At 71.6% G+C, this 21,841-nt stretch carries 23 protein-coding genes and 1 rRNA gene; 16 read left to right on the top strand and 8 right to left on the bottom strand.

What is annotated here, in order from left to right; all coding sequences use genetic code 11:
- Positions 1 to 111: 111 nt before the first annotated feature.
- The 4 genes from pstS (at position 112) to pstB (ending at position 4,213) form a co-directional block, all read left to right on the top strand.
- A complete protein-coding gene (gene pstS / locus ACFYT9_RS31625) occupies positions 112 to 1,251 on the top strand; it encodes a phosphate ABC transporter substrate-binding protein PstS (protein WP_389169193.1) in 1,140 nt (379 codons plus the stop codon).
- A gap of 109 nt (positions 1,252 to 1,360) precedes the next feature.
- Positions 1,361 to 2,341 (top strand): phosphate ABC transporter permease subunit PstC, encoded by a 981-nt coding sequence (pstC, locus tag ACFYT9_RS31620; RefSeq protein WP_376602700.1) that lies wholly within the window; start codon positions 1,361 to 1,363, stop codon positions 2,339 to 2,341.
- Positions 2,338 to 3,411, top strand: coding sequence for a phosphate ABC transporter permease PstA (pstA, locus tag ACFYT9_RS31615; protein ID WP_387277881.1), 1,074 nt, complete (start codon positions 2,338 to 2,340; stop codon positions 3,409 to 3,411). The genes pstC and pstA overlap by 4 nt, the downstream gene beginning before the upstream one ends.
- Before the next feature lie 25 nt (positions 3,412 to 3,436).
- Positions 3,437 to 4,213, top strand: a complete 777-nt coding sequence (gene pstB / locus ACFYT9_RS31610; protein WP_376602702.1) for a phosphate ABC transporter ATP-binding protein PstB — start codon at positions 3,437 to 3,439, stop codon at positions 4,211 to 4,213.
- Between the two features lie 125 nt (positions 4,214 to 4,338).
- On the opposite strand, the gene ACFYT9_RS31605 is transcribed toward pstB, so the two are convergent.
- Positions 4,339 to 5,337 (bottom strand): inorganic phosphate transporter, encoded by a 999-nt coding sequence (locus ACFYT9_RS31605; protein ID WP_189853120.1) that lies wholly within the window; start codon positions 5,335 to 5,337, stop codon positions 4,339 to 4,341.
- Positions 5,338 to 5,343: 6 nt separating this feature from the next.
- Entirely contained in the window at positions 5,344 to 5,964 is a 621-nt protein-coding gene (locus ACFYT9_RS31600) for a DUF47 domain-containing protein (RefSeq protein WP_030495503.1), read from the bottom strand.
- A 196-nt stretch (positions 5,965 to 6,160) separates the two neighbouring features.
- On the opposite strand from ACFYT9_RS31600, the gene ACFYT9_RS31595 reads away from it, so the two are divergent.
- Positions 6,161 to 6,514 (top strand): metal-sensitive transcriptional regulator, encoded by a 354-nt coding sequence (locus ACFYT9_RS31595; protein ID WP_229883913.1) that lies wholly within the window; start codon positions 6,161 to 6,163, stop codon positions 6,512 to 6,514.
- An 18-nt stretch (positions 6,515 to 6,532) separates the two neighbouring features.
- On the opposite strand, the gene ACFYT9_RS31590 is transcribed toward ACFYT9_RS31595, so the two are convergent.
- Both ACFYT9_RS31590 and ACFYT9_RS31585 read right to left on the bottom strand, forming a co-directional pair.
- A complete protein-coding gene (locus tag ACFYT9_RS31590; RefSeq protein WP_389169190.1) occupies positions 6,533 to 6,706 on the bottom strand; it encodes a hypothetical protein in 174 nt (57 codons plus the stop codon).
- Between the two features lie 114 nt (positions 6,707 to 6,820).
- Complete coding sequence (locus ACFYT9_RS31585; protein ID WP_387277876.1) at positions 6,821 to 7,648, bottom strand: hypothetical protein; 828 nt, start codon at positions 7,646 to 7,648, stop codon at positions 6,821 to 6,823.
- Between the two features lie 32 nt (positions 7,649 to 7,680).
- Between ACFYT9_RS31585 and ACFYT9_RS31580 the strand changes: the two genes are divergently transcribed.
- The gene (locus ACFYT9_RS31580; protein ID WP_387277874.1) at positions 7,681 to 7,908 is read left to right on the top strand and encodes a hypothetical protein; all 228 of its coding nucleotides are present in this window, start codon (positions 7,681 to 7,683) and stop codon (positions 7,906 to 7,908) included.
- Positions 7,909 to 7,919: 11 nt separating this feature from the next.
- Here the strand turns inward: ACFYT9_RS31580 and ACFYT9_RS31575 are convergent, their stop codons facing one another.
- Both ACFYT9_RS31575 and ACFYT9_RS31570 read right to left on the bottom strand, forming a co-directional pair.
- Entirely contained in the window at positions 7,920 to 8,651 is a 732-nt protein-coding gene (locus tag ACFYT9_RS31575; protein ID WP_389169188.1) for a phosphatase PAP2 family protein, read from the bottom strand.
- Positions 8,652 to 8,852: 201 nt separating this feature from the next.
- Positions 8,853 to 9,893, bottom strand: a complete 1,041-nt coding sequence (locus tag ACFYT9_RS31570) for an NlpC/P60 family protein (RefSeq protein WP_376598880.1) — start codon at positions 9,891 to 9,893, stop codon at positions 8,853 to 8,855.
- Between the two features lie 338 nt (positions 9,894 to 10,231).
- Here ACFYT9_RS31570 and ACFYT9_RS31565 point away from each other — a divergent pair, with 338 nt between their 5' ends.
- The 6 genes from ACFYT9_RS31565 to ACFYT9_RS31540 all read left to right on the top strand — a co-directional run bounded on the left by ACFYT9_RS31565 (position 10,232) and on the right by ACFYT9_RS31540 (position 17,339).
- Positions 10,232 to 10,540: a hypothetical protein gene (locus ACFYT9_RS31565; protein ID WP_376598881.1), complete on the top strand. Its 309-nt coding sequence runs from the start codon at positions 10,232 to 10,234 to the stop codon at positions 10,538 to 10,540.
- 73 nt (positions 10,541 to 10,613) lie between these two features.
- Positions 10,614 to 11,438: a hypothetical protein gene (locus tag ACFYT9_RS31560; RefSeq protein ID WP_387277869.1), complete on the top strand. Its 825-nt coding sequence runs from the start codon at positions 10,614 to 10,616 to the stop codon at positions 11,436 to 11,438.
- The gene (locus ACFYT9_RS31555; protein ID WP_389169186.1) at positions 11,428 to 12,765 is read left to right on the top strand and encodes a hypothetical protein; all 1,338 of its coding nucleotides are present in this window, start codon (positions 11,428 to 11,430) and stop codon (positions 12,763 to 12,765) included. The genes ACFYT9_RS31560 and ACFYT9_RS31555 overlap by 11 nt, the downstream gene beginning before the upstream one ends.
- Entirely contained in the window at positions 12,762 to 14,315 is a 1,554-nt protein-coding gene (locus tag ACFYT9_RS31550) for an SCO6880 family protein (RefSeq protein ID WP_389169184.1), read from the top strand. The genes ACFYT9_RS31555 and ACFYT9_RS31550 overlap by 4 nt, the downstream gene beginning before the upstream one ends.
- Positions 14,316 to 14,335: 20 nt before the next feature.
- A complete protein-coding gene (locus ACFYT9_RS31545; RefSeq protein ID WP_376598888.1) occupies positions 14,336 to 15,733 on the top strand; it encodes an ATP-binding protein in 1,398 nt (465 codons plus the stop codon).
- A 1-nt stretch (position 15,734) separates the two neighbouring features.
- Entirely contained in the window at positions 15,735 to 17,339 is a 1,605-nt protein-coding gene (locus tag ACFYT9_RS31540; RefSeq protein WP_389169182.1) for a type VI secretion protein, read from the top strand.
- 10 nt (positions 17,340 to 17,349) lie between these two features.
- Here the strand turns inward: ACFYT9_RS31540 and ACFYT9_RS31535 are convergent, their stop codons facing one another.
- The gene (locus tag ACFYT9_RS31535; RefSeq protein WP_389169180.1) at positions 17,350 to 17,904 is read right to left on the bottom strand and encodes a GNAT family N-acetyltransferase; all 555 of its coding nucleotides are present in this window, start codon (positions 17,902 to 17,904) and stop codon (positions 17,350 to 17,352) included.
- 147 nt (positions 17,905 to 18,051) lie between these two features.
- Between ACFYT9_RS31535 and ACFYT9_RS31530 the strand changes: the two genes are divergently transcribed.
- From ACFYT9_RS31530 to ACFYT9_RS31515, 4 genes are read left to right on the top strand one after another with little or no spacing between them, the layout of a single operon-like run.
- A complete protein-coding gene (locus ACFYT9_RS31530) occupies positions 18,052 to 18,957 on the top strand; it encodes an ABC transporter ATP-binding protein (RefSeq protein WP_389169178.1) in 906 nt (301 codons plus the stop codon).
- Positions 18,954 to 19,754, top strand: coding sequence for an ABC transporter permease (locus tag ACFYT9_RS31525; protein WP_389169176.1), 801 nt, complete (start codon positions 18,954 to 18,956; stop codon positions 19,752 to 19,754). Before ACFYT9_RS31530 ends, ACFYT9_RS31525 begins: the two co-directional genes overlap by 4 nt.
- 7 nt (positions 19,755 to 19,761) lie before the next feature.
- Entirely contained in the window at positions 19,762 to 21,009 is a 1,248-nt protein-coding gene (locus ACFYT9_RS31520) for a sensor histidine kinase (RefSeq protein ID WP_389169174.1), read from the top strand.
- Positions 21,006 to 21,680: a response regulator gene (locus ACFYT9_RS31515; RefSeq protein WP_389169172.1), complete on the top strand. Its 675-nt coding sequence runs from the start codon at positions 21,006 to 21,008 to the stop codon at positions 21,678 to 21,680. The genes ACFYT9_RS31520 and ACFYT9_RS31515 overlap by 4 nt, the downstream gene beginning before the upstream one ends.
- A 69-nt stretch (positions 21,681 to 21,749) precedes the next feature.
- Here the strand turns inward: ACFYT9_RS31515 and rrf are convergent.
- Positions 21,750 to 21,841, bottom strand: a 5S ribosomal RNA gene (gene rrf, locus ACFYT9_RS31510); the annotation flags it as partial.

The following is a 21,841-nucleotide window of genomic DNA, read 5'->3' as shown; positions in this document are numbered from 1 at the left end:
CTTACGCGGTGCACGGAGCCTGACGATGCACCCACAACCCGACACGCGCCGCCCTCGAAGCGACGGACACCCGGTCCGGAACACGGCGGCTTCTGGAAGGAACCTCCGAAAGTGAAGCTTTCGCGCAAGAACGGGCTTCGCGCCTCCGCGATCGGTGCCCTCGTCGTCTCCGGTGCGCTGGTCCTGTCGGCGTGTGGCTCCGACGACAACACCGAGCCCACCAAGGGCGGCGGCGGGCAGACCTCGGCCGCGGCGTCGAACATCAAGTGCGACGGCGCCAAGGGCCAGCTGCTCGCCGCGGGCTCCAGCGCGCAGAAGGGCGCGATGGACCTGTGGGTGAAGAACTTCCAGGCCGCCTGTGAGGGTGTCGAGGTCAACTACCAGGCCATCGGGTCCGGTGGTGGCATCACCAAGTTCAACCAGGGCCAGGTCGCCTTCGCGGGCTCCGACTCCGCCCTGAAGGACGAAGAGGTCGCCGAGTCGAAGAAGATCTGCAAGGGCGGCACCGGCGTCAACCTGCCCATGGTCGGCGGCCCCATCGCCATCGGCTACAAGCTGGAGGGCGTGGACAACCTCGTCCTGGACGCCTCCACCCTCGCCAAGATCTTCGACAACAAGATCACCAAGTGGAACGACCCGGCGATCGCCAAGCTGAACCCGGGCGCCAAGCTCCCGGACAGCAACATCCAGGCCTTCCACCGCTCGGACGAGTCCGGCACCACCCAGAACCTGGGCAAGTACCTCTCCACCGCCGCACCGGCCGACTGGAAGCACGACCCGAAGACCAAGTCGTGGCCCGCCCAGGGCGGCCAGGCCGCCAACGGCTCCTCCGGCGTCGCGACCGCCGTCAAGGACGCCGAGGGCTCCATCGGCTACTTCGAGCTCTCGTACGCCACCGCGAACAAGATCTCCACCGTCAGCCTGAACACCGGCGCCTCCGCCCCGGTCGCGGCCACCTCGGAGAACGCCTCCAAGGCCATCGCCGCCGCCAAGGTCAAGGGCACCGGCAACGACGTCGCCCTCTCCCTCGACTACGCCACCAAGGCCGAGGGCGCCTACCCGCTGATCCTCGTCACCTACGAGATCGCCTGCGACAAGGGCAACAAGGCGGAGACCCTGCCGACCCTGAAGGCCTTCCTCAACTACACCGTCAGCGAGGAGGGCCAGAAGGTCCTCGCCGACGCCGGCTACGCCCCGCTCCCGGCCGAGATCGCGGCCAAGGTCCGCTCGATCGTCCCCACCCTGTCCTGAACCCCGGCCGGGGGCGGCCCCTCACCTCCCGTGGGGAGGCCGCCCCCGGCATCCGGTGCACCGCCGCCAGGAGCCGTACCCCGTACGGCTCCGCAGACCGGAGAAACCGATGGTTACCACGACACCACCCATAGACCCGAACAGGAGCAGGCGCGCCACGAGCGCGGCCCGCCCCGGGGACCGCATCTTCAGCGGCCTCTCCCGCGGCTCCGGCATCACCCTGCTCGTCATCATGGCCGCGATCGCGGGCTTCCTGACCTACCGCGCGGTCCTCGCCATCTCGAAGGACAGCACCAACTTCTTCACCACCTTCGAGTGGAACCCGGCCGGCACCCCGCCGGTCTTCGGCATCGCCGTCCTCGCCTTCGGCACGATCGTCTCCTCGATCATCGCCATGCTCATCGCCGTGCCGGTCGCCATCGGCATCGCGCTCTTCATCTCGCACTACGCCCCGCGCAAGCTGGCCAAGCCGCTCGCGTACGTCGTCGACCTGCTCGCCGCCGTGCCCAGCATCATCTACGGCCTCTGGGGCGCGATCTTCCTGGTCCCGTACCTGGACGGCCTCAACAAGTGGCTCGACCAGTACCTGGGCTGGACGTACATCTTCGACAAGTCCAGCGACGGCGTCGCCCGCAACATGTTCACCGTGGGCATCCTGCTGGCGATCATGATCCTCCCGATCATCACCAACGTGACCCGCGAGGTCTTCCTCCAGGCCCCGAAGATGCACGAGGAGGCCGCGCTCGCCCTCGGCGCCACGCGCTGGGAGGTCGTCCGCATGGCCGTCCTGCCCTTCGGCCGCTCCGGCATCATCTCCGCCTCGATGCTGGGCCTCGGCCGCGCGCTCGGCGAGACGATGGCCGTCGCCGTCGTCCTCTCGCCCAGCTTCGTCCTCTCGGGCCACCTGCTCGACCCGGGCGGCGGCACCTTCGCCCAGAACATCGCCGCGAAGTTCAACGAGGCCAACGAGTTCGGCCGGGACGCGCTGATCGCCTCCGGCCTCGTCCTCTTCGTCATCACCCTGCTGGTCAACGGCGCCGCGCGCATGATCATCGCCCGCCGCAAGGAGTACTCGGGGGCCAACGCATGAGCCACGCCGTCCAGGATCGCCCCGTGGCGGTCGCCAAGCCCCGCGGCCCCCTCTCCCACGCCCGCCTCCCGCGCTGGACCCCGCTCGCCGTCGCGGCCGGCTCCATCGCCGCGGGCGTCGGCATCGGCGTCGCCGCCGGCTGGCACAGCAAGGTGCAGTGGGGCCTGGTCTCCGCGCTCCTCTTCGTCCTGGTCACCTACGCCGTCACCACCAAGGTGGAGGGCTCCCGCCAGGCCAAGGACCGCGTCGCCACCAGCCTCGTCTGGGTCTGCTTCGTCCTCGCCGTCGTCCCGCTTCTCTCGCTCGCCTGGGTGACGATCAGCAAGGGCATGGAAGTCCTCGACGGCTACTTCCTCACCCACTCGATGAACGGCGTCCTCGACGCCGAGGCCGGCGGCGGCGTCTACCACGCCCTCCTCGGCACCATCGAGCAGGTCGGCATCGCGACCCTCATCGCCGCGCCGATCGGTCTGCTCACCGCGGTCTACCTGGTCGAGTACGGCACGGGGAAGCTCGCCAAGGCCGTCACCTTCTTCGTCGACGTCATGACGGGCATCCCGTCGATCGTCGCCGGCCTCTTCATCCTCGCCACCTGGAACCTGATGCTGGGCTTCGGCCCCTCCGGTTTCGCCGGCGCGATGGCCCTCGCCATCCTGATGATGCCGGTCGTCGTCCGCTCCACCGAGGAGATGCTCAAGCTCGTCCCGAACGAGCTCCGCGAGGCCAGCCTCGCCCTCGGTGTCCCGAAGTGGCGCACGATCCTGAAGGTGGTCCTCCCCACCGCGATCGGCGGCATCACCACGGGCGTCATGCTCGCGGTCGCCCGCATCACCGGTGAGACGGCCCCCGTCCTGCTCCTCGTGTTCGGTACGAAGCTCATCAACCCGAACCCCTTCGAAGGCGCCCAGTCCTCGCTGCCGCTCTACGTGTACGAGCAGTACGCGGTCGGCACCGACGCCGCCGTGGCCCGCGCCTGGGCCGCCGCGCTCGTCCTGATCGCCTTCGTCATGATCCTCAACCTGGTGGCCCGCGGCATCGCCCGCTGGAAGGCCCCGAAGACCGGCCGCTGACCGCGGCGACTGGATGTGAACTGATATGGCCAAGCGAATCGACGTCAGCGGCCTCTCCGCGTACTACGGCAGCCACAAGGCGATCGACGACATCTCCATGACCGTCGAGCCCCGCTCGGTGACGGCCTTCATCGGCCCCTCCGGCTGCGGCAAGTCCACCTTCCTGCGCACCCTGAACCGCATGCACGAGGTCACCCCCGGCGGCCGCGTCGAGGGCAAGGTGATGCTGGACGACGAGAACCTGTACGGCTCCGGTGTCGACCCGGTCGCGGTCCGCCGCACCGTCGGCATGGTGTTCCAGCGCCCCAACCCCTTCCCCACCATGTCGATCTTCGACAACGTGGCGGCGGGCCTGCGGCTGAACGGCAAGTACAAGAAGGCCGAGCTCGCGGAGATCGTGGAGCGCTCCCTCAAGGGCGCGAACCTGTGGAACGAGGTCAAGGACCGCCTCAACAAGCCGGGCTCCGGCCTCTCCGGCGGTCAGCAGCAGCGCCTGTGCATCGCCCGCGCCATCGCGGTCGAGCCGGACGTCCTGCTCATGGACGAGCCCTGCTCGGCCCTCGACCCGATCTCGACCCTCGCGATCGAGGACCTGATCGGCGAGCTGAAGGAGCGCTTCACGATCGTCATCGTGACGCACAACATGCAGCAGGCCGCCCGCGTCTCGGACCGCACCGCCTTCTTCAACCTGGCGGCCGTCGGCCAGCCCGGCAAGCTCATCGAGCTGGACGACACCGAGCGCATCTTCTCCAACCCGAGCGTCCAGGCGACCGAGGACTACATCTCGGGCCGCTTCGGATAAGACTCGTCTGCGGTGCTGCATGGCGGTGCCACCGCAAGACGAAGGGCCCGGCTCCCCCGAGGGGAGCCGGGCCCGACCATTTCCAGCCACCTACCGCCTCGGCCAGGGCGACCGAGGCGGCCACCTCAGCCGAAGAACAGCTGCACCACGTAGAAGCTCAGCGCCGCGACGATCGCCGCCGCCGGCATCGTGATGAACCAGCCGAGGATGATGTTCTTCGCGACGCCCCAGCGCACCGCGTTCACCCGCTTCGTCGCGCCCACGCCCATGATCGCGGAGGTGATGACGTGGGTGGTGGAGATCGGCGCGTGGAAGAGGAACGCCGAGCCGAACATGATCGACGCGCCGGTCGTCTCCGCCGCGAAGCCCTGCGGCGGGTCCAGCTCGATGATCTTGCGGCCGAGGGTCCGCATGATGCGCCAGCCACCCGCGTACGTACCGAGCGAGAGCATCACGGCACAGGCGATCTTCACCCAGACCGGGATGTCGTCGCCGGCCTGCTGCACATCGGCGATGACCAGGGCCATCACCACGATGCCCATGGTCTTCTGCGCGTCCTGGAGGCCGTGGCCGAGCGCCATGCCCGCCGCCGAGACCGTCTGCGCGATGCGGAAACCGCGCTTGGCCTTGTGCGGGTTGGCCCGGCGGAACATCCACATGATCGCGCACATCACCAGGTAACCGGCGACGAGGCCGACGACCGGCGAGATGAACATCGGGATGACGACCTTGTCGAGGACGCCGCCCCAGATGACCTCGGTGCCGCCGGCGAGCGCCGCGCCCACCATGCCGCCGAAGAGCGCGTGCGAGGAGGAGGACGGCAGACCGAAGTACCAGGTGACCAGGTTCCAGATGATCGCGCCGACGAGCGCGGCGAAGAGGATGCCCATCCCCTTGTCGCCGTGCGGCGTCTCGATCAGGCCCTCACTGACCGTCTTGGCGACCCCGCTGCCCATGAAGGCACCGGCGAGGTTCATGACCGCGGCCATCGCGAGCGCGGCGCGCGGCGTCAGCGCCCGCGTCGACACCGAGGTGGCGATCGCGTTGGCCGAATCGTGGAAGCCGTTCGTATACGTGAAGCCGAGCGCGACACCGATGGTCACGATCAGGGCGAAGGTGTCCACGAAGCCTCAGGACTCCTTGACCGCGATGGTCTCCACCGTGTTCGCCACGTGCTCGAAGGCGTCGGCCGCCTCCTCCAGCACATCCACGACCTGCTTCAGCTTGAGCACCTCGATGGCGTCGTACTTGCCGTTGAAGAGGTGGGCGAGCAGCTTGCGGTGGATCTGGTCGGCCTGGTTCTCCAGCCGGTTGACCTCGATCCAGTACTCGGTGAGGTTGTCCATCGTCCGCAGGTTCGGCATCGCCTCGGCGGTCAGCTCCGCCGCCCGGGCCAGGACCTCGATCTGCTGCTCGACGCCCTTGGGCAGTTCCTCGATGTTGTAGAGGACGACCAGGTCGACGGCCTCCTCCATGAAGTCCATGATGTCGTCGAGGGACGAGGCGAGGGAGTAGATGTCCTCACGGTCGAACGGCGTGATGAAGGAGGAGTTCAGCTGGTGGAAGATCGCGTGGGTGGCGTCGTCGCCGGCGTGCTCCGCTGCCCGCATCCGCTCCGCGATCTCGGCCCGGGCGGAAGGCTCCGCCCCGAGCAGTTCCATCAGGAGCTTGGAGCCCGTGACGATGTTGTCCGCGGACGCGGCGAACATGTCGTAGAAGCTCGTCTCCCTGGGGGTCAGACGAAATCGCACGTGAGGTCCTCGGGGTGCTGGGTTTCGGTCAGGCTGATGCTAGGTGCATCATCCGGCCACGGCTAACCGGCGTCCTCTCAGTGTCGCCCATCAGGCACAGTGATCTGCACGAGGCCCCCGCCCTCTATCGGCGGGGATCGGTACCATATACCCACGAGGGGTATACACCCCCTTTTCTGGACAACGGGAGGACGCGATGACGACCACCGAGGCGGACCAGGTCACCCCCGAGGCCGTCGAATCCGTCGAGCCGGCCGACCACGCCCACGGGGTGCACGGCTACCACAAGCAGAAGGACGAGCACCTCAAGCGGCTGCGGCGGATCGAGGGCCAGATCCGCGGTCTCCAGCGGATGGTCGACGAGGACGTCTACTGCATCGACATACTCACCCAGGTCTCGGCCTCGACGAAGGCGCTGCAGTCCTTCGCGCTCCAGCTCCTGGAGGAGCACCTGCGGCACTGCGTGGCCGACGCGGCCGCCCACGGCGGCGACCTCGACGCGAAGGTCGAGGAGGCCACCAAGGCCATCGGCCGGATGCTCCGCACCTGAGCGGACCGCTGCCGGCGGCTAGCCGCCGGCCGGTTCGACGCGGAGGACCTCGTCGATCAGGTCGGCGCTGAGCCGTTCCCCGTCCGCGGCCGAGGCGGCGATCATCAGTTCGCCGCACAGCTCTATCTCGGCAAGGGCGACGCGGTCGGGGTCAGCGGTCGCGGTTGCGGTACCGGGCGGAGCCACGCGCATTCACCTCTTCCTGCCGGAGTCGGTGTCCCAGCGTAGGGATCGCGCCACGGATGGCGCATGACACGGACGGACCATTTGGCGATGGTCCGAACCCGCGCGCCGGTCCGGCGGGCCTCAGACCTCGACCTTGCCCGCGTAGATGTCGCGCCCGTCCGGCAGGGTGACCGCGACCCGCGCCCCGAAGCCGTACAGCAGCGTCGTCGACGCGACGGCGACCGTGCGCCCCTGGTTGCTGAAGCTGAACTGGTGGCGGACCTTCCGCAGCCGGCCGGCGCCGTCGAGGTACGCGTCGAAGGGCACGGCGTCGGTGGTGAACCCTTTCGCCGCCGCGGCGAGCGCGCCCCTCAGCTGCGGGGCGGCGACCTTCGCGGCCGCGCCGATGTCGGCGACCCCCCGGTAGTGCCGGACCCTCACCCCCGCGAGCTCGGTCTCCCCCGCGTAGGTCACGTCCCGCGCCCCGCGCAGCAGCTCGGCCGCCGCGCCCGGGTCGGTGGCCCCGCCGGTGACCAGGTTGCCGTCGTCGAGGGCGGTGGTGTCGACCCGTACCCACTTGTCGGCGGGGACGCCGGCGCCGCGGTTCTTCATGTAGAGGGCGCCGGGCGTGAGCAGCTCGGTGATCGGCCGGTGCCCGCTGGTGCCGGCCGGGTCCTTGGGGAGCACCACCTGGAGGTGGCCGGTGCGGCGGCGGAAGTCGTAGCCGCCCTCGCCGCGGATGGTGACGCGGGTCCCGCCGGCGGCCATCTCCATCGCGGTCGACGCCTTGGAGGTGCCGGCCCTGACCAGGGCGTCGGCGGCACCCAGTACGGCGCCGGTGGGGTCGGGCAGCGGCTCGGGCTCCTCGCCGGCGGCGCAGCCGGTGACCGCCGCGGCGACCAGGGACGCGGTGACGGCGAGCGCCCCGCCGCCGAGCCCGCGCGGACGCGCGTACCGCTGCACCACCATCGCCCGTCGACCCCCAAAGACCTGGATTCCCGATGCGGATAACGACGGCACGGGCGAGCCGTCACGCGCAGTACGGTGGGGGCGTGCATGAGCAGCCCGCGACCGGTCCGCATCACACGACGACGCAGGAGCGGGGCTCCTTCGCCCTGGCCCGCTGCAGCTGCGGCTGGTCCGGCCCGGCCCGCCGCTCCCGGGACCGCGCCCGCACCGACGCCGCCGAACACGCGGACACCGCGCGCCACGAGGGAGTACGCCCCTAGGGCCTGTCGGACTAGGCCGCGAGGCCCTTGCCGTCCTGGCCGTCCTCGGCGGCTCCGCCGAGGCGGGGTTCGGGGATCCCGAAGGTCTCGGTCCGGGCGGCGGTGGGGGTGTCGGCCCGGCGGGAGCGGACCAGCCAGGCGCCGCGGCGCGACCGTGCGACGGCGGAGACCAGCGGGGTGAGCAGCGCCAGGGTCAGCGGCGCGAGGAGCAGGGCGACGGCGGTGCCGAGGGCGAAGCCGCCGATGACGTCGGTGGGGTAGTGGACCCCCATGTAGACGCGGGCGAAGCCCTCGGCGAGGGCGAGGCCGATCGCGGCGATACCGAAGCGGCGGTGGGCGACGAAGAGGGCGACGGCGATCGCCATCGCCATGGTGGCGTGGTCGCTGACGAAGGAGTAGTCGGTCTTCCCGTCGACCAGGACCTCCAGGCCGTCGTGGTCCTCGAAGGGGCGGGGCCGCTCGACGAAGCCGCGGATGGGGATGTTGACGAGGAGCGCGACGCCGGCCGCGAGCGGGGCCCAGACGATGCCGGCGACGGCGGAGACGGAGTCCGCGAGGGTGTCGCGCCGGCGGACGCTCCACCAGCACCAGAGCACGACGAGGACCATCGCCAGCATGATCCCGTACTCGCCGGTGAACTCCATGACCCGGTCGAACCACGGGGGAGCGTCCTTCGCCAGCCCGTTGATGTCGTACAGCAGGCCGACATCGGGACTCGAACCGTCCGATGCGAGTTCAGCCATCTGCCGCGGCCCCTTGCTCTCGTGTCTGGTTGCCAACCCCCGTGGTCAGACGTGGTCGGAGTCTTCGGTGGAGGAACGAACCCGCTGAGGCACGCGTTCCGTCCCCGCCCGTGGATCATGATGACGTTACCTAAGAGTGACGCTCCCCCGCAGCTCAGGGCCTACGCCTGACGGAGAGTTCCGGACAGGCGGTCCGTCAGTTCACGCCCGGGCACCGGGAGGACGGGTGGGCAGCGCGGCGGCGCCGTCCTTGGTGACCCGGGTCGCCCCGAAGTAGTCGGGCGTGTCGATCCGGGTGAAGCGGATCACCGCACCCGTCCGCGGCGCGTCGATCATGTAGCCGCCGCCCACGTAGATGCCGACGTGACGGATCGCCCGCGAGTTCGTCAGGTCGTCGGAGAAGAAGACCAGGTCACCGGGGAGCAGCTCGTCGCGGCGCGGGTGCGGACCCGCGTTGTACTGGTCGTTCGCCACCCGCGGCAGCTCGATCCCCACCTCGCGGTACGCCGCCTGCGTCAGGCCCGAGCAGTCGAACCGCCCGCCCTGCGCCGCCGTTCCCGTCCCGCCCCACAGGTACGGGGTGCCCAGCTTGCCCTGGGCGAAGTGGATCGCGCCGGCCGCCTGCTGCGAGGGCGCCACCCGGCCCTGCGGGCGGGCGAAGCTCTTCTCCAGGGACCGGATGATCCGTACGTAGTTCCGCGTCTCGTTGTACGGCGGAACGCCCCGGTACTTGATGACGGCGTAGGCGCCCGCGTTGTACGCGGCCAGCATGTTGCTCGCCGGATCGCCCGGCACCTTCTTCACGTAGCCGGCCAGCGCGCAGTCGTACGAGGCGGCCGAGGGGATCGCGTCCTGCGGGTCCCAGATGTCCTTGTCGCCGTCGCCGTCGCCGTCGATGCCGTGGCTCGCCCAGGTCCCGGGGATGAACTGCGCGATGCCCCGCGCGTCCGCCGGCGACACCGCCCGCGGGTTCCAGCCGCTCTCCTGGTAGAGCTGCGCGGCGAGGAGCGCGGGGTTGATGGCCGGGCAGAGGTTGCCCCAGCGCTGCACGAGCCCCTGGTACATGGTCGGCACCGCGCCCTTGGCGAGCGCCACCGTGCCGGTCGCCGCCGTACCCGCGCCGCCGAGGAACCCGGCCGCCGCCGCGTACGTACCGACCAGCAGCAGGGCCAGGAACCCGGCACAGAGCCCGAAGGCCCCGCCGGCCAGCAGCCACGCCTTGCCCGCCCTACGCACCGTCAACCACCCCTCGGTCCCTGGCAGTACGCCCCGGACGCCAGTCTAGGCGGGGCGCCCCCTCCTGGGGACGGCGCGTGGACGACGCGGCCCCAAGAGTGCAACAACGACAATCATTGCCCGGAGTCACCCTCCGTGATACACAGAGTGACCATACGCTTCTTCGTATCGAATCCGGCCGAACCACCGCAGGTCAAGACGGTCAGACCGGTCAAGTGTGCGGGGATCGGGTAAAGAGAGCCGTCAAGCCGTCACACGCGAGCGGTTTCATCAGCGAAGATAGTGGCGATGCCCCATGCCGTCCGGCAGGGGTGACCAACGACCCGACAGGGGCGGTGAGTTCTATGAACCTGGCGGCCGAGAAGGGCGACATCACCACCATCATCGGTGGAATCGCCCCGAACTGGGGCCCTTTCGGGGGCATCGGCGCCGAGGCCAAGATCATGATCGAGGTCGTGATGGCGGTGGCCATCCTCCTCTGCCTCGGCATCGCCATCTGGGGTGCGGCCAAACAGCGCATCGGCGCGACCGCGCTCCGCGACACGTTCAGCGCCGAGCAGGGCAAGGGCCTGATCGTCGCCGGCCTCACCGGCGTCTTCATCATCGGCTCCCTCGGAACCCTCTTCACCATCGTCTACGGAATGGCGATCTGACCGGACGTCTCCTGACGCACGGTCATCCAGCACCACTGTCGTACCCGCGAACGAACGAGGGGGCGTACCCGGCATGAGTCCCGGCGACGAGCACGACGGCTACGGCGGCTCGGGCCAGACCCGTACCCGCCTGCCCGAGGGCAACACCGGTGACGTCCACGGCGGCACCCGACGCCCCGCCCGCGGCTCCCGCTCCCTGCTCACGGGCGTGGGCGTGGTGGTGCTGCTCGTCGCCGCCATCGCCTTCGCCAACCGCGGCGGCGGCGACCCGGCCGGCTCGTCCCCCTCCTCCGGCACCCCCGGCAAGACCGGCGCCACCGCCCCCACCGGCACCCGCCCGGTCACCGGCACCGACGGCACCGTCCCCACCGGCTACGCCCACGACGAACAAGGCGCCCAGAGCGCAGCCGCCAACTACGCGACGGCCCTCGGCTCCACCGACATGTACCAGAAGGGCCCCCGCGAGGCCCTGATCCGCGCGGTCTACGCCCCGGCGGTCGTCGACGACCTCCTGAAGCGCCTCGACGACTCGTACTCCCCCGCCCTCATGGCGAGCGCGGGACTGGAGCCGAACGGCACCGCGCCGACCGGACTCACCTTCGTCGCCCGCACCGTACCGATCGGCACCAAGGTCACCGGCTACTCCAGCGACAAGGCCACCGTCGAGGTCTGGTACGTCAACCTCACCGGCCTCGCGGGCGAGGGCTCCACGAAGCCGGTCACCTCCGCCTGGTTCACCAGCACCCAGAACCTCACCTGGACCGCGCAGGGCTGGAGGCTCACCTCGACCTCCGAGCACGAGGGCCCGACCCCGGTCAACGGGGACAGCCGGGCCTCCGTCGCCGAAGAGATCGCCGAGGCCGTCGAGCAGTACGGAGGGTTCACCTATGCCCGCTAACCACAGCCGGGCAGGACGCGTGAGGGCGACGCTCGCCACCACGCTCCTCACCCTCCCCGTCCTGCTCGCCTCCCCCGCCCAGGCGGCACCCACCCCCACGCCCTCGGCACCCACGCCGTCCCCCACCCCCACCAACGACGACTGCAGCCTCCTCTTCGGCCAGGCCCGCCAGATCTGCGAACGCGGCCAGGCCGGCACCGGCACGGGCGGCACCGGCGGCGGCACCGGGGACGCCCCCGCCTCCGCCCTCGACCCCCTCTCCTCCCTCGCCCGCGGCTGCGCCGACGCCGCCGTCGCCGTCGTCGACTACCTCTCCAAGGCCGTGAAGGAGACCGCCGAGGTCGACTTCACCAACACCGAGTTCCTCTCCCGCTACGCCGTCGTCTTCGCCGCCGCCACCTTCCTCACCGTCCTCCTCTGGCTGCTCGCCGTCGCCAAGCGCGCCATGCGCGGCGTCCCGCTCACCACCGCGCTCTCCGAGGCCGTCGGCTTCCTCTGGCTGACCGTCCTCGCCTCCGCCTTCACCCCGCTGGTCCTCTACACCGTCGTCAACGCCACCGACGCCATCACCGAGGTCATCGCCTCCGGCACCGGCCAGCAGACCGACGTGTTCTTCGGCGCCTTCAAACAGGCCCTCCAGAAGGGCGACAGCATCAGCGGCGGACCCATCATGCTGATCATCGTCAGCCTGGTCACCGTCCTCGCCGCCGGCGTGCTCTACCTGGAGCTCTTCCTCCGCGCCGTCCTCCTCTACGTCGGCGCCCTCCTCGGCGTCGTCGTCTACTCCGGCCTCGTCGACAAGAACATGTGGGGCCACGTCCGCCGCTGGGCCGGCATCATGATCGCCGTCATCCTGGTCAAGCCGATCATCGTCATCGTCCTCGGCCTCGCCGGCGCCCTCTCCTCCGGCACCGGACCCGACTCCTTCTCCGCCGTCGTCTCCGGCCTCGCGATCATCCTGCTCGCCATCTTCGCCTCCGCGATGATCTACCGCTTCGTGCCCGGCTTCGGCGACGAGATCGTCGCCTCCCGCAACAACCGCATCCACCGCGCCGGGGAGAACGCGGCCGCCGCCGTCATCTCCTCCCCCGCCTCCCTCGTCTCCCAGGGCATCAAGACCCACAGCACCCGCGACAGCGGCTCCGGCGGCGGGCAGGCCACCTCCTCCGCCGCCCCCCGCCCCGCGAACCAGCTCTCCGGCGGCGTCGCCGCCCACAGCAGCCGCACCCCCCAGGGCAACGGCGCCACGCCCCCGCCCCGCAGCAGCAGCCCCACCGCGGGAACCCCGCACAGCAACCGCAAGAACTCTGGAGGTGCAGGGCGTTGACGACCCAGTCCCAGCCGGTCACGCCCCGCCGCACGTATCTCATCGGCCGCGCCCGGCCGAACGCGATCGTCGGCAAGAACCGCGAGACCGGCGAGATCGCCCTGATCGTCGCCGGCGCCTTCCTCGGCATGATGAGCGGGCTCCTCATCCCCCTCCTCCCCCTGCGGATCGCACTCCTCGCCGGCCTGCCCATGCTCGCGATCGCCGCCGTGTACCTCCCGTACAAGCAGCGCACCTTCTACAAGTGGTTCGAGATCAACCGCAGCTACAAGCGGATGCTCAAGCGCGGCACCGCCTACCGCTCCGCCGCCGCCGAGTCCGGCACCCGCCTCGACGGCCGCGAGGTCGAGGTCGGCCCGCCGCCCGGCATCGGCCGCGTCAGCTGGCTCTCCGCCCCCTTCGGCCCCGACGAGATCGCCGTCCTCCTCCACGCCGACCGCCGCACCGTCACCGCCGCCATCGAGATCGAGGGCCCCGGCGTCGGCCTGCGCGACAGCGAGGACCAGGAAGCCCTCGTCGACCGCTTCGGCACCCTCCTCAAGCACGTCGCCAACGGAGACGGCTTCGTCACCCGCCTCCAGATGCTCGCCCGCACCCTCCCCGCCGACCCCGACGCCCACGCCAAGGACGTCGCCCAGCGCGGCGACGCGGGCGCCCCCGGCTGGCTCCAGGAGTCGTACGACCAGCTCCAGTCCATGGTCTCCACCTCCAGCGAGCAGCACCGCGCCTACCTCGTCGCCTGCATGCACTACACGCGCGACCTCGCCGCCGAGGCCAACGCCATGGCCCACGCCACCCGGCACGCCACCGGCACCCGCCGCCTCGACCGCGACGGCGGCCTCGCCATCGTCATGGCCCGCGAGCTCACCGACATCTGCGCCCGCCTCACCGAGGCCGACATCCGCGTCCGCCAGCCCCTCGGCCAGTCCCGGCTCGCCTCCCTGGTCCACTCCATGTACGACCCGGACCACCCGATCGACCACATCCAGGCCATGACGAAACGAAACGCTTGGCCCGCCGAACTCGACGCCATGGAAGCCACCTACCTCCAGGCCAAGACCCGCGAGTCCTCCACCCGCGCCCCCTGGTGCCACGCCACCGCCTGGGTCAAGGAGTGGCCGATGACCCCGGTCGGCGTCAACTTCCTCGCCCCGCTCCTCGTCCACACCCCCGACGTCATCCGCACCGTCGCCGTCACCATGGACCTGGAACCCACCGAGGTAGCGATCGAGCGCATGCTCACCGAGAAGACCAACGACGAGGCCGAGGCCTCCCGCCAGGCCAAGATGAACCGCACCGTCGACCCGCGCGACATCGCCGCCCACGGCCGGCTCGACCAGCGGGGTGAAGATCTCGCCAGCGGCGCGGCAGGCGTCAACCTCGTCGGGTACATCACCGTATCGGCGCGCTCGCCCGAGGCCCTGGCCCGCGACAAGCGCACGATCAGGGCCTCCGCCGGCAAGTCGTACCTCAAGCTGGAGTGGTGCGACCGCGAGCACCACCGGGCCTTCGTGAACACCCTCCCGTTCGCTACCGGCATCCGCCGCTAAGGCCGAAGGGGCACCGACCGATGCGAGACCCGCTGTCCGTCCTCACCGACGCCTTCACCTCCTTCGTCCTCGGCAAGGTGGAGACCACCCGCCTGCCCGTCCGCACCTCCACCGGACAGGCCCAGGCCGTCTACCTGCCGACCGCGGCCCCCGGCCTCGGCGACTCCGGCGTGATCATCGGCCGCGAGGTCTACAGCGGCAAGGGCTACGTCTACGACCCCTTCCAGCTGTACGGCCAGCAGCTCCCCGCCCCCCACTGGCTCGTCCTCGGCGAGTCCGGCAACGGCAAGTCCGCGCTGGAGAAGACGTACGTGCTCCGCCAGCTCCGCTTCCGCGACCGGCAGGTCGTCGTCCTCGACGCCCAGGGCGAGGACGGCGTCGGCGAGTGGAACCTCATCGCCCAGGAGCTGGGGATAACCCCCATCCGCCTGGACCCCATGGTCGCCAACGACTCCGGGATCCGCCTCAACCCGCTCGACCCCGCCATCACCACCACCGGCCAGCTCGCCCTGCTGCGCACCATCATCGAGGTGGCCATGGGCCACGGCCTCGACGAGCGGTCCGGCTTCGCGCTGAAGGTCGCCCACGCCCACGTCAACGAGCACATCAGCGAACGCCAGCCGATCCTCACCGACATCGTCGAGCGACTGCGCCACCCCGAGGCCGAATCGGCCGAGGCGATGAACGTCGACATAGACGACGTACGGGCCTGGGGCCTCGACGTCGCCCTGGTGCTCGACCGGCTGGTCGACGGCGACCTGCGCGGCATGTTCGACGGGCCGACCACCGTCGGCATCGACCTCGACGCGCCCCTGATCGTCTTCGACCTCTCCCACATCGACCGCAACTCCATCGCCATGCCCATCCTCATGGCGATCGTCGGCGTGTGGCTGGAACACACCTGGATCCGCCCCGACCGGAAGAAGCGCATCTTCCTCGTCGAGGAGGCCTGGCACATCATCAACAGCCCCTTCGTGGCCCAGCTGTTCCAGCGCCTGCTCAAGTTCGGCCGCCGCCTCGGCCTCTCCTTCGTCGCCGTCGTCCACCACCTCTCCGACGTCGTCGACGGCGCCGCGGCCAAGGAGGCGGCGGCGATCCTCAAGATGGCCTCCACCCGGACCGTCTACGCCCAGAAGGCCGACGAGGCCCGCAACACCGGCCGCGTCCTCGGCCTGCCCCGCTGGGCCGTCGAGATCATCCCGACCCTCACCCCCGGCATCGCCGTCTGGGACGTCAACGGCAACGTGCAGGTGGTCAAACACCTCATCACCGAGCGGGAACGCCCGCTCGTCTACACCGACCGCGCCATGACCGAGTCCTCCGGACCCGCCGATCCGGAACTGGAGTGGGAGACCGAGCAGCGCGCCCTCCTGATGGAGCGGCAGATGGACGACAACCCCCGGTCGACGGTGGCGTGACGTGACGGAGGCACGGCAGAGGCAGGGCGGTGGCGGCGTCTCGGACGGGTTCCTGATCGGGCTGTTCGCCCTGATCCTCGGCCTGTCCCTGCTCGTCTGGTCCGCGACCGGACTGGCCGGGCTCCTCGCCCACGGCGCCTGGCCGGACGGGGTCGCGCTCACCCGCACCCCGCCGGCCCTCCGCTCCCTGGTCATCGCCCCCACCGACCTGGCGGCGGCCTGGCCGGCCACCCCGCCCGGCCAGCTCTCCGGCTACGGCCTCTTCTGGGGCCTGGTCATCGGCCAGGCGATGATCCTCGGCGTCCTCACGTTCTTCCTCCTCGGCACCTTCGTCCGCTGGCGCGCCGTCCGCGCCCACCGCAAGGCGGGCGCCTACCCCGGCCGGACGCACCCGGCACACCACCCGGCTCCGGCCCAGGGGCCGTCACACCACCCGGCTCCGGCTCCGGGGCACGACACCCCCGCCCACGCCCCGGAGCAGCCCGAACCCACCCCCGTACCGATACAGAAGACCGCTCCCCCACCGCGGCCCCCGGCCGCGGCCTCGACCCCGGCGCAGACACAGACTCCGCCGCACACCCCGGCCCCTGAACCGCACCCCGGACCCGACCCCGCCGCCGCCGGCCCCGACGTCGACGCGGTCCCCGCCCCGGTCCCCGCCCCCGCGCCCCGGCCGGAGGCCGGCCGCACCCTCTACGGCCCGCCCGAGACCCGCCGTCCCCTCGCCATACAGGCCGTCCGCGACGCCGAGGGCCCGGTGCTGGTGGTCACCTCAGACCCCACCGTCTGGACGGACACCAAGGACGTGCGCGGCAAGCTCGGCCCGGTCCTCGTCTACGACCCCGGCCACCTCTGCGACACCCCGGCCCGCCTCCACTGGTCCCCGGCCGAAGGCTGCGCCGACCCGGACACCGCCCAGGCCCGCGCCGCGGCCCTGCTCGCCCCGGTCCGCCCGCACGCCCGCCTCGACGCGGCCACCGCCACCACCGCCGAAACGCTCCTGCGCTGCTGGCTGCACGCCGCCGCCGTCGACGGCCGCCCCTTCCGCCAGGTCCACCGCTGGGCCCAGGGCACCGACGCCCACGAACCGGTACGCATCCTCCGCGGCCACCCCAAGGCCGCCTCCGGCCTCGCCGGACTCCTCGAAGCGGCGCTCACCGCCCACCCCGAGAGCCGCAGACTGGCACAGGAACTGACGGCCCGCGCCTTCTCCGCCTTCTCCTCGGTCCACATCCGCGAGGCGTGCACCCCGAATCGAACGGATTCGCTGGCCCTGGCATCTTTCCCCGCGGAAGGGGGCACCCTCTACGTGGTGGGCGAGCCGATCGAGGACCCGCGCACCCACCCGGGCGCGATGCCCCTCCTCACCGCGCTCGCGTCGCACGTGGTCGAGCACGGCCGCCGCATGGCCGCACGGTCATCCGACGGTCGGCTCGACCCACCACTCACGCTCGTCCTCGACGACGTCGCCGCCGTGGCCCCGCTCCCGGACCTCCCGGCCCTCCTCGCGGACGGCGCCGCCCGGGGACTCCCCACCCTGGCCCTGATGCGCTCCCCCGAGCAGTCCCGCACCCGCTGGCCCGAGCCCACCGGACGCTACCGCTAGGCCACCGCCCTCACACCGCCGGCAGCAGCTCGTACTCGTCCTCGTACGCGCCCGTGTCACCCGGCATCGGCACCCGCTCCCCCGTCGGCGCGAAGCCGAAGCGGCGGTAGAAGGCGACGGCCCGCGCGTTCTCCTCGTGGACGTACAGCCGGACCCGCCGGATCCCGTCCACCGCCCACGACCACTCCACGGCCGCCCGGAACAGCGCGTCGATCACCCCGCCGCCGCGCGCCTCGGGCCGGACGAAGACGCCCACCAGATGCGTCTGGTCGACCGTGGCCGCGCCACCGAACCCCGCCTCGTCCGCGGGCCGTTCGACGAGCACCGTCACCGTGCCCAGCCAGCGTCCGTCCGGCGCCTCGGCGACGAACTGCCGCACCCGGCCCTCGCCCGTCGCCGACGCGGCCGCGGTCCGCTCCCGCCAGAAGTCGTCCGGACGCGCCACCGCGTCCGCGTGGTTGTCCAGGAAGGCGAGGTGCGCGACGGGGTCCCGCAGCGCGGCGAGCCGCAGCTCGCGCGCCTTCTCCCACTCGTCGGCCAGGACGGAACGGATCTCGTAGTTCATGCCCGGCATCCTCGCCGCCCCCGCCCTCCGCCCACAAGGGGAATTCGCAGCTCAGCGCCGTGTGTCGTACCACGGTACGACGCCGTCCCGCCGGCTGCCGACCACGGTCGGACGCCCCCGCCCCGCCGTCTCCGTAGCGTCGACCGCATGATCCGAGCAGAGCGACTCATCAAGCGGTACGGCGACCGCACCGTCGTCCGGGACCTCTCGTTCACCGTCCGCCCCGGCACCGTCACCGGCTTCCTCGGCCCCAACGGCGCCGGGAAGTCCACCACTTTGCGCATGATCCTCGGCCTCGACGCCCCGACCCACGGCACCGCCACCGTCGACGGCCGCTCGTACTCCGCCCACCCGGCGCCCCTCACCCGGGTCGGCGCCCTCCTCGACGCCCGCTCCTTCCACCCGGGCCGCACCGCCTTCCACCACCTCATGGCCCTCGCCCACACCCACGGCATCCCGCGGACCCGCGTCGAGCACGTCCTCGGCCTCACCGGGCTCGCGGACGCCGCCGGCCGCCGGGTGAAGGGCTTCTCGCTCGGCATGGGCCAGCGCCTCGGCATCGCCGCCGCGCTCCTCGGCGATCCGGCCACCGTCGTCCTCGACGAACCCGTGAACGGCCTCGACCCCGAGGGCGTCCGCTGGGTCCGCACCCTCCTCACCTCCCTCGCCGACGAAGGCCGTACGGTCCTCGTCTCCTCCCACCTGATGAGCGAGATGGCGCTGACCGCCGACCGGCTCGTCGTCATCGGCAAGGGCCGGCTCCTCGCCGACACCACCGTCGCCGACCTGGTCCGCGACGCGGGCGCGGCCTCCGTCCTCGTCGTCACCCCCGACGCCGACCGCCTCCGCACCCTCCTCCCGGCACCGGCCCACATCACCGCCGAGGCCCCCGACACCCTCCGCGTCAACGGCCTCGACGCCCCCGCGATCGGCCGCCTCGCCGCCGCCCACGCCGTCGAACTCCACGCCCTCACCCCCGAGACCGCCTCCCTGGAGCAGGCGTTCATGGACCTCACCCACGACTCCGTCGAGTACCAGGGAGCAGCGGCATGACGACCACCACCGCAACCGCCCCGACCCCCTACGGGGTCACCCTGCCCCGCGTCCTGCGCTCCGAGTGGCACAAGCTGCGGACGCTCCGCTCCACCTGGATCAGCGCCCTGTCCGCGGTCGTCCTCGTCCTCGGCGTCGGCATCCTCATGGGCACCACATACACCTCCGACGGCGGCGACTCCGACGTCGACACCGTCGTCCTCACCCTCTACGGCTCGCAGCTGGCCGGCATCGCCCTCGCCGTCCTCGGCATCCTCGTCACCGCCGGCGAGTACTCCTCCGGCCTCGCCCGCGCCACCTTCACCGCCGTCCCCGCCCGCACGCCGGTGCTGTGGGCGAAGGCCGCGGTCCTCGGCACCACGGTCCTCGGGCTGAGCCTCCTCACCAACCTGACGACCTTCCTCACCGCCCAGGCGTTCCTCGACGACACCGACCAGGCCGCCGCCCTCACCGACGACGGCGTCCTCGCGGCCCTCGCCGGCAACGCCGCGGGCCTCTCCCTGCTCGCCCTCCTCGCCCTCGGTCTGGGCGCCGCCCTCCGCTCGGTGCCCGGCGCGCTGGGCGCGTTCATCGGCGGCGTCCTGGTCCTGCCCGAGGTCATCGGGATGCTCCCGTACGACGCCGTGGACACCGCGCTGCGGTACTTCCCCACCCAGGCCGCCGGCGTCCTCGGCTCCGCGACCCCGCTGCCCGGCGCCCCCTCGGCCGGCGCCGCCCTGCTCGCGCTCGTCCTGTGGGCGGCGGCGGCCCTGGCAGTCCCCGCGTTCCTCCTCCGCCGCCAGGACGTACGGGGATGATGACCGAGTGACGACGGAGACGACGGCGCCCAGCCGGTACGCGCACCAGCTGATCACCCGCGTCCGGGCGGCCGACGCGGCCCGCCCCTGGCTCTGGGACGGCGCGCTCACGCTGGGCTGGACGGCGGCGGCCCTGGTGGACGCGGCGGGCGGCTGGCGGAACGTGGCCCGGGACCCGTCCCTCCCCGCCGGTCTGGTCGTCGCCCTCAGCCTCGCCCTCGTGCTCCCCCTGTACGCGCGGCGCCGCCACCCGACCTCGGTCCTCGCCGTGATGACGGCGGCGGCCTTCGTCAGCGAGGTGTCCGGGGCCTTCCTCCAGGCCGCCTTCCTCCAGTTCCTCCCGCTGTTCCACATCGCCCTGACCCGCCCGCCGCGCCGCCTCCTGTGGGCTTTCGCCCTGCTCCTGGCGCCGATCCTGACGGGCGCGCTCCGCTTCGACGGCGACGACTGGGACCTGCACGTCGTCCCCACCCTGTGGGCGTACGCCCTCGTCGCCCTGGTCGGCATCACGGTCCGCTCCCGCCGGGACCACACCGCGAGCCTCGTGGACCGGGCCCGCCGGCTGGAGGTCGAGCGCGACCAGGAGGTCCGGCTGGCGGCCGCGGGCGAACGGGCCCGTATCGCCCGGGAGATGCACGACATCATCGGCCACAACCTGTCGGTCATCACCGGCCTCGCGGACGGCGGCCGGTACGCGGCGGCGAAGAGCCCCGAGCGCGCCGCCCAGGCTCTGGACGCCATCGGCACCACGAGCCGCCAGGCCCTCGACGAACTCCGCCGCCTGCTGGGCGTCCTGTCGGCCCCCGACGACGGCACCCCTGCCGCCGCCCGTACCCCCCAGCCGACCCTGGAGGATCTGGACTCCCTCCTGGAGGGTGTACGGAAGGCGGGCCTGCCGGTCGCCGCGGAGCTGCCGTCGCCGCTCCCGTCCCTGCCGCCCGGCGCTCAACTGACGGTCTACCGTGTGGTCCAGGAGTCCCTGACCAACACCCTCAAGCACGCGGGTCCTGCGGCCAGGGCCACCGTCCGGCTCGCGGCCGGCCCGGACGCCGTCCTGGTCACCGTCACCGACACGGGCCTCCCGTCCGCCACTCCCGGCCAGGGCCAGGGCCTCACCGGAATGCGCGAGCGCGCGGCGCTCTACGACGGCACACTCGACTGTGGTCCCCTGCCGTCCGGCACCGGCTGGCGGGTACGGCTCCGCATCCCCACCGCTCCCTCGCCCGCTCCCGCTCCGGAGGAATCCCACCCGTGACGACGGTTCTGATCGCCGACGACCAGCCGATGCAGCGCTTCGGTTTCCGCATGCTCCTGGAGAGCCAGGACGACATGACGGTCGTCGGAGAGGCCGCGAACGGCGCCGAGGCCGTCCGCCAGGTCGCCGACCACCACCCGGACGTGGTCCTGATGGACATCCGCATGCCCGGCCTGGACGGCATCGAGGCCACCCGCCGCATCATCGCCGCGGGCGCCCGCACCCGCGTCCTGATCATCACCACCTTCGACCTGGACGAGTACGCGTACGACGGTCTCCGCGCGGGTGCGAGCGGCTTCCTGGTGAAGGACGCCCAGCCGGAGGAGCTCCTCTCCGGCGTCCGCGCGGTGGCCGCCGGCGACGCGGTCGTCGCCCCCGGCCTCACCCGCCGTCTCCTGGACACCTACATCCACCACCTGCCTCCGACGCCCTCGTCCCCGTCCGCGCCCGTGCGGCAGGACCCCCGTCTGGCCTCCCTCACCGACCGGGAGCACGAGATCCTCACCGTCATCGGCCAGGGGTGGACCAACCTGGAGATCGCGGACCGTCTCCACCTCGCGGAGTCCACGGTGAAGACCCATGTGGGCCGCATCCTGGCGAAGACGGGAGCGAGGGACCGCGTCCAGGCGGTGATCCTGGCCTACGACACGGGCCTGGTGAAGCCGGCCTAGTCCGGGAGAACGTCCCGTGAACGCAGAAAAGCCCCGCACCAGAAGGTGCGGGGCTTTCCCACAATGATTGTTCGGCGGCGTCCTACTCTCCCACAGGGTCCCCCCTGCAGTACCATCGGCGCTGAAAGGCTTAGCTTCCGGGTTCGGAATGTAACCGGGCG

It is taken from the genome of Streptomyces sp. NPDC004435 (genome assembly GCF_042873895.1).
GTDB lineage: Bacteria > Actinomycetota > Actinomycetes > Streptomycetales > Streptomycetaceae > Streptomyces.
This window is presented reverse-complemented; position numbering and strand designations above follow the sequence as displayed.

Excerpts from the sequence above, each read along its gene's own strand:
- pstC (WP_376602700.1), top strand. The coding sequence starts at position 1,361 with ATGGTTACCACGACACCACCCATAGACCCGAACAGGAGCAGGCGCGCC.
- pstA (WP_387277881.1), top strand. The coding sequence starts at position 2,338 with ATGAGCCACGCCGTCCAGGATCGCCCCGTGGCGGTCGCCAAGCCCCGC.
- pstB (WP_376602702.1), top strand. The coding sequence starts at position 3,437 with ATGGCCAAGCGAATCGACGTCAGCGGCCTCTCCGCGTACTACGGCAGC.
- ACFYT9_RS31595 (WP_229883913.1), top strand. The coding sequence starts at position 6,161 with ATGACGACCACCGAGGCGGACCAGGTCACCCCCGAGGCCGTCGAATCC.
- ACFYT9_RS31590 (WP_389169190.1), bottom strand. The coding sequence starts at position 6,706 with ATGCGCGTGGCTCCGCCCGGTACCGCAACCGCGACCGCTGACCCCGAC.
- ACFYT9_RS31585 (WP_387277876.1), bottom strand. The coding sequence starts at position 7,648 with ATGGTGGTGCAGCGGTACGCGCGTCCGCGCGGGCTCGGCGGCGGGGCG.
- ACFYT9_RS31580 (WP_387277874.1), top strand. The coding sequence starts at position 7,681 with ATGCGGATAACGACGGCACGGGCGAGCCGTCACGCGCAGTACGGTGGG.
- ACFYT9_RS31575 (WP_389169188.1), bottom strand. The coding sequence starts at position 8,651 with ATGGCTGAACTCGCATCGGACGGTTCGAGTCCCGATGTCGGCCTGCTG.
- ACFYT9_RS31565 (WP_376598881.1), top strand. The coding sequence starts at position 10,232 with ATGAACCTGGCGGCCGAGAAGGGCGACATCACCACCATCATCGGTGGA.
- ACFYT9_RS31560 (WP_387277869.1), top strand. The coding sequence starts at position 10,614 with ATGAGTCCCGGCGACGAGCACGACGGCTACGGCGGCTCGGGCCAGACC.
- ACFYT9_RS31555 (WP_389169186.1), top strand. The coding sequence starts at position 11,428 with ATGCCCGCTAACCACAGCCGGGCAGGACGCGTGAGGGCGACGCTCGCC.
- ACFYT9_RS31545 (WP_376598888.1), top strand. The coding sequence starts at position 14,336 with ATGCGAGACCCGCTGTCCGTCCTCACCGACGCCTTCACCTCCTTCGTC.
- ACFYT9_RS31535 (WP_389169180.1), bottom strand. The coding sequence starts at position 17,904 with ATGAACTACGAGATCCGTTCCGTCCTGGCCGACGAGTGGGAGAAGGCG.
- ACFYT9_RS31530 (WP_389169178.1), top strand. The coding sequence starts at position 18,052 with ATGATCCGAGCAGAGCGACTCATCAAGCGGTACGGCGACCGCACCGTC.
- ACFYT9_RS31525 (WP_389169176.1), top strand. The coding sequence starts at position 18,954 with ATGACGACCACCACCGCAACCGCCCCGACCCCCTACGGGGTCACCCTG.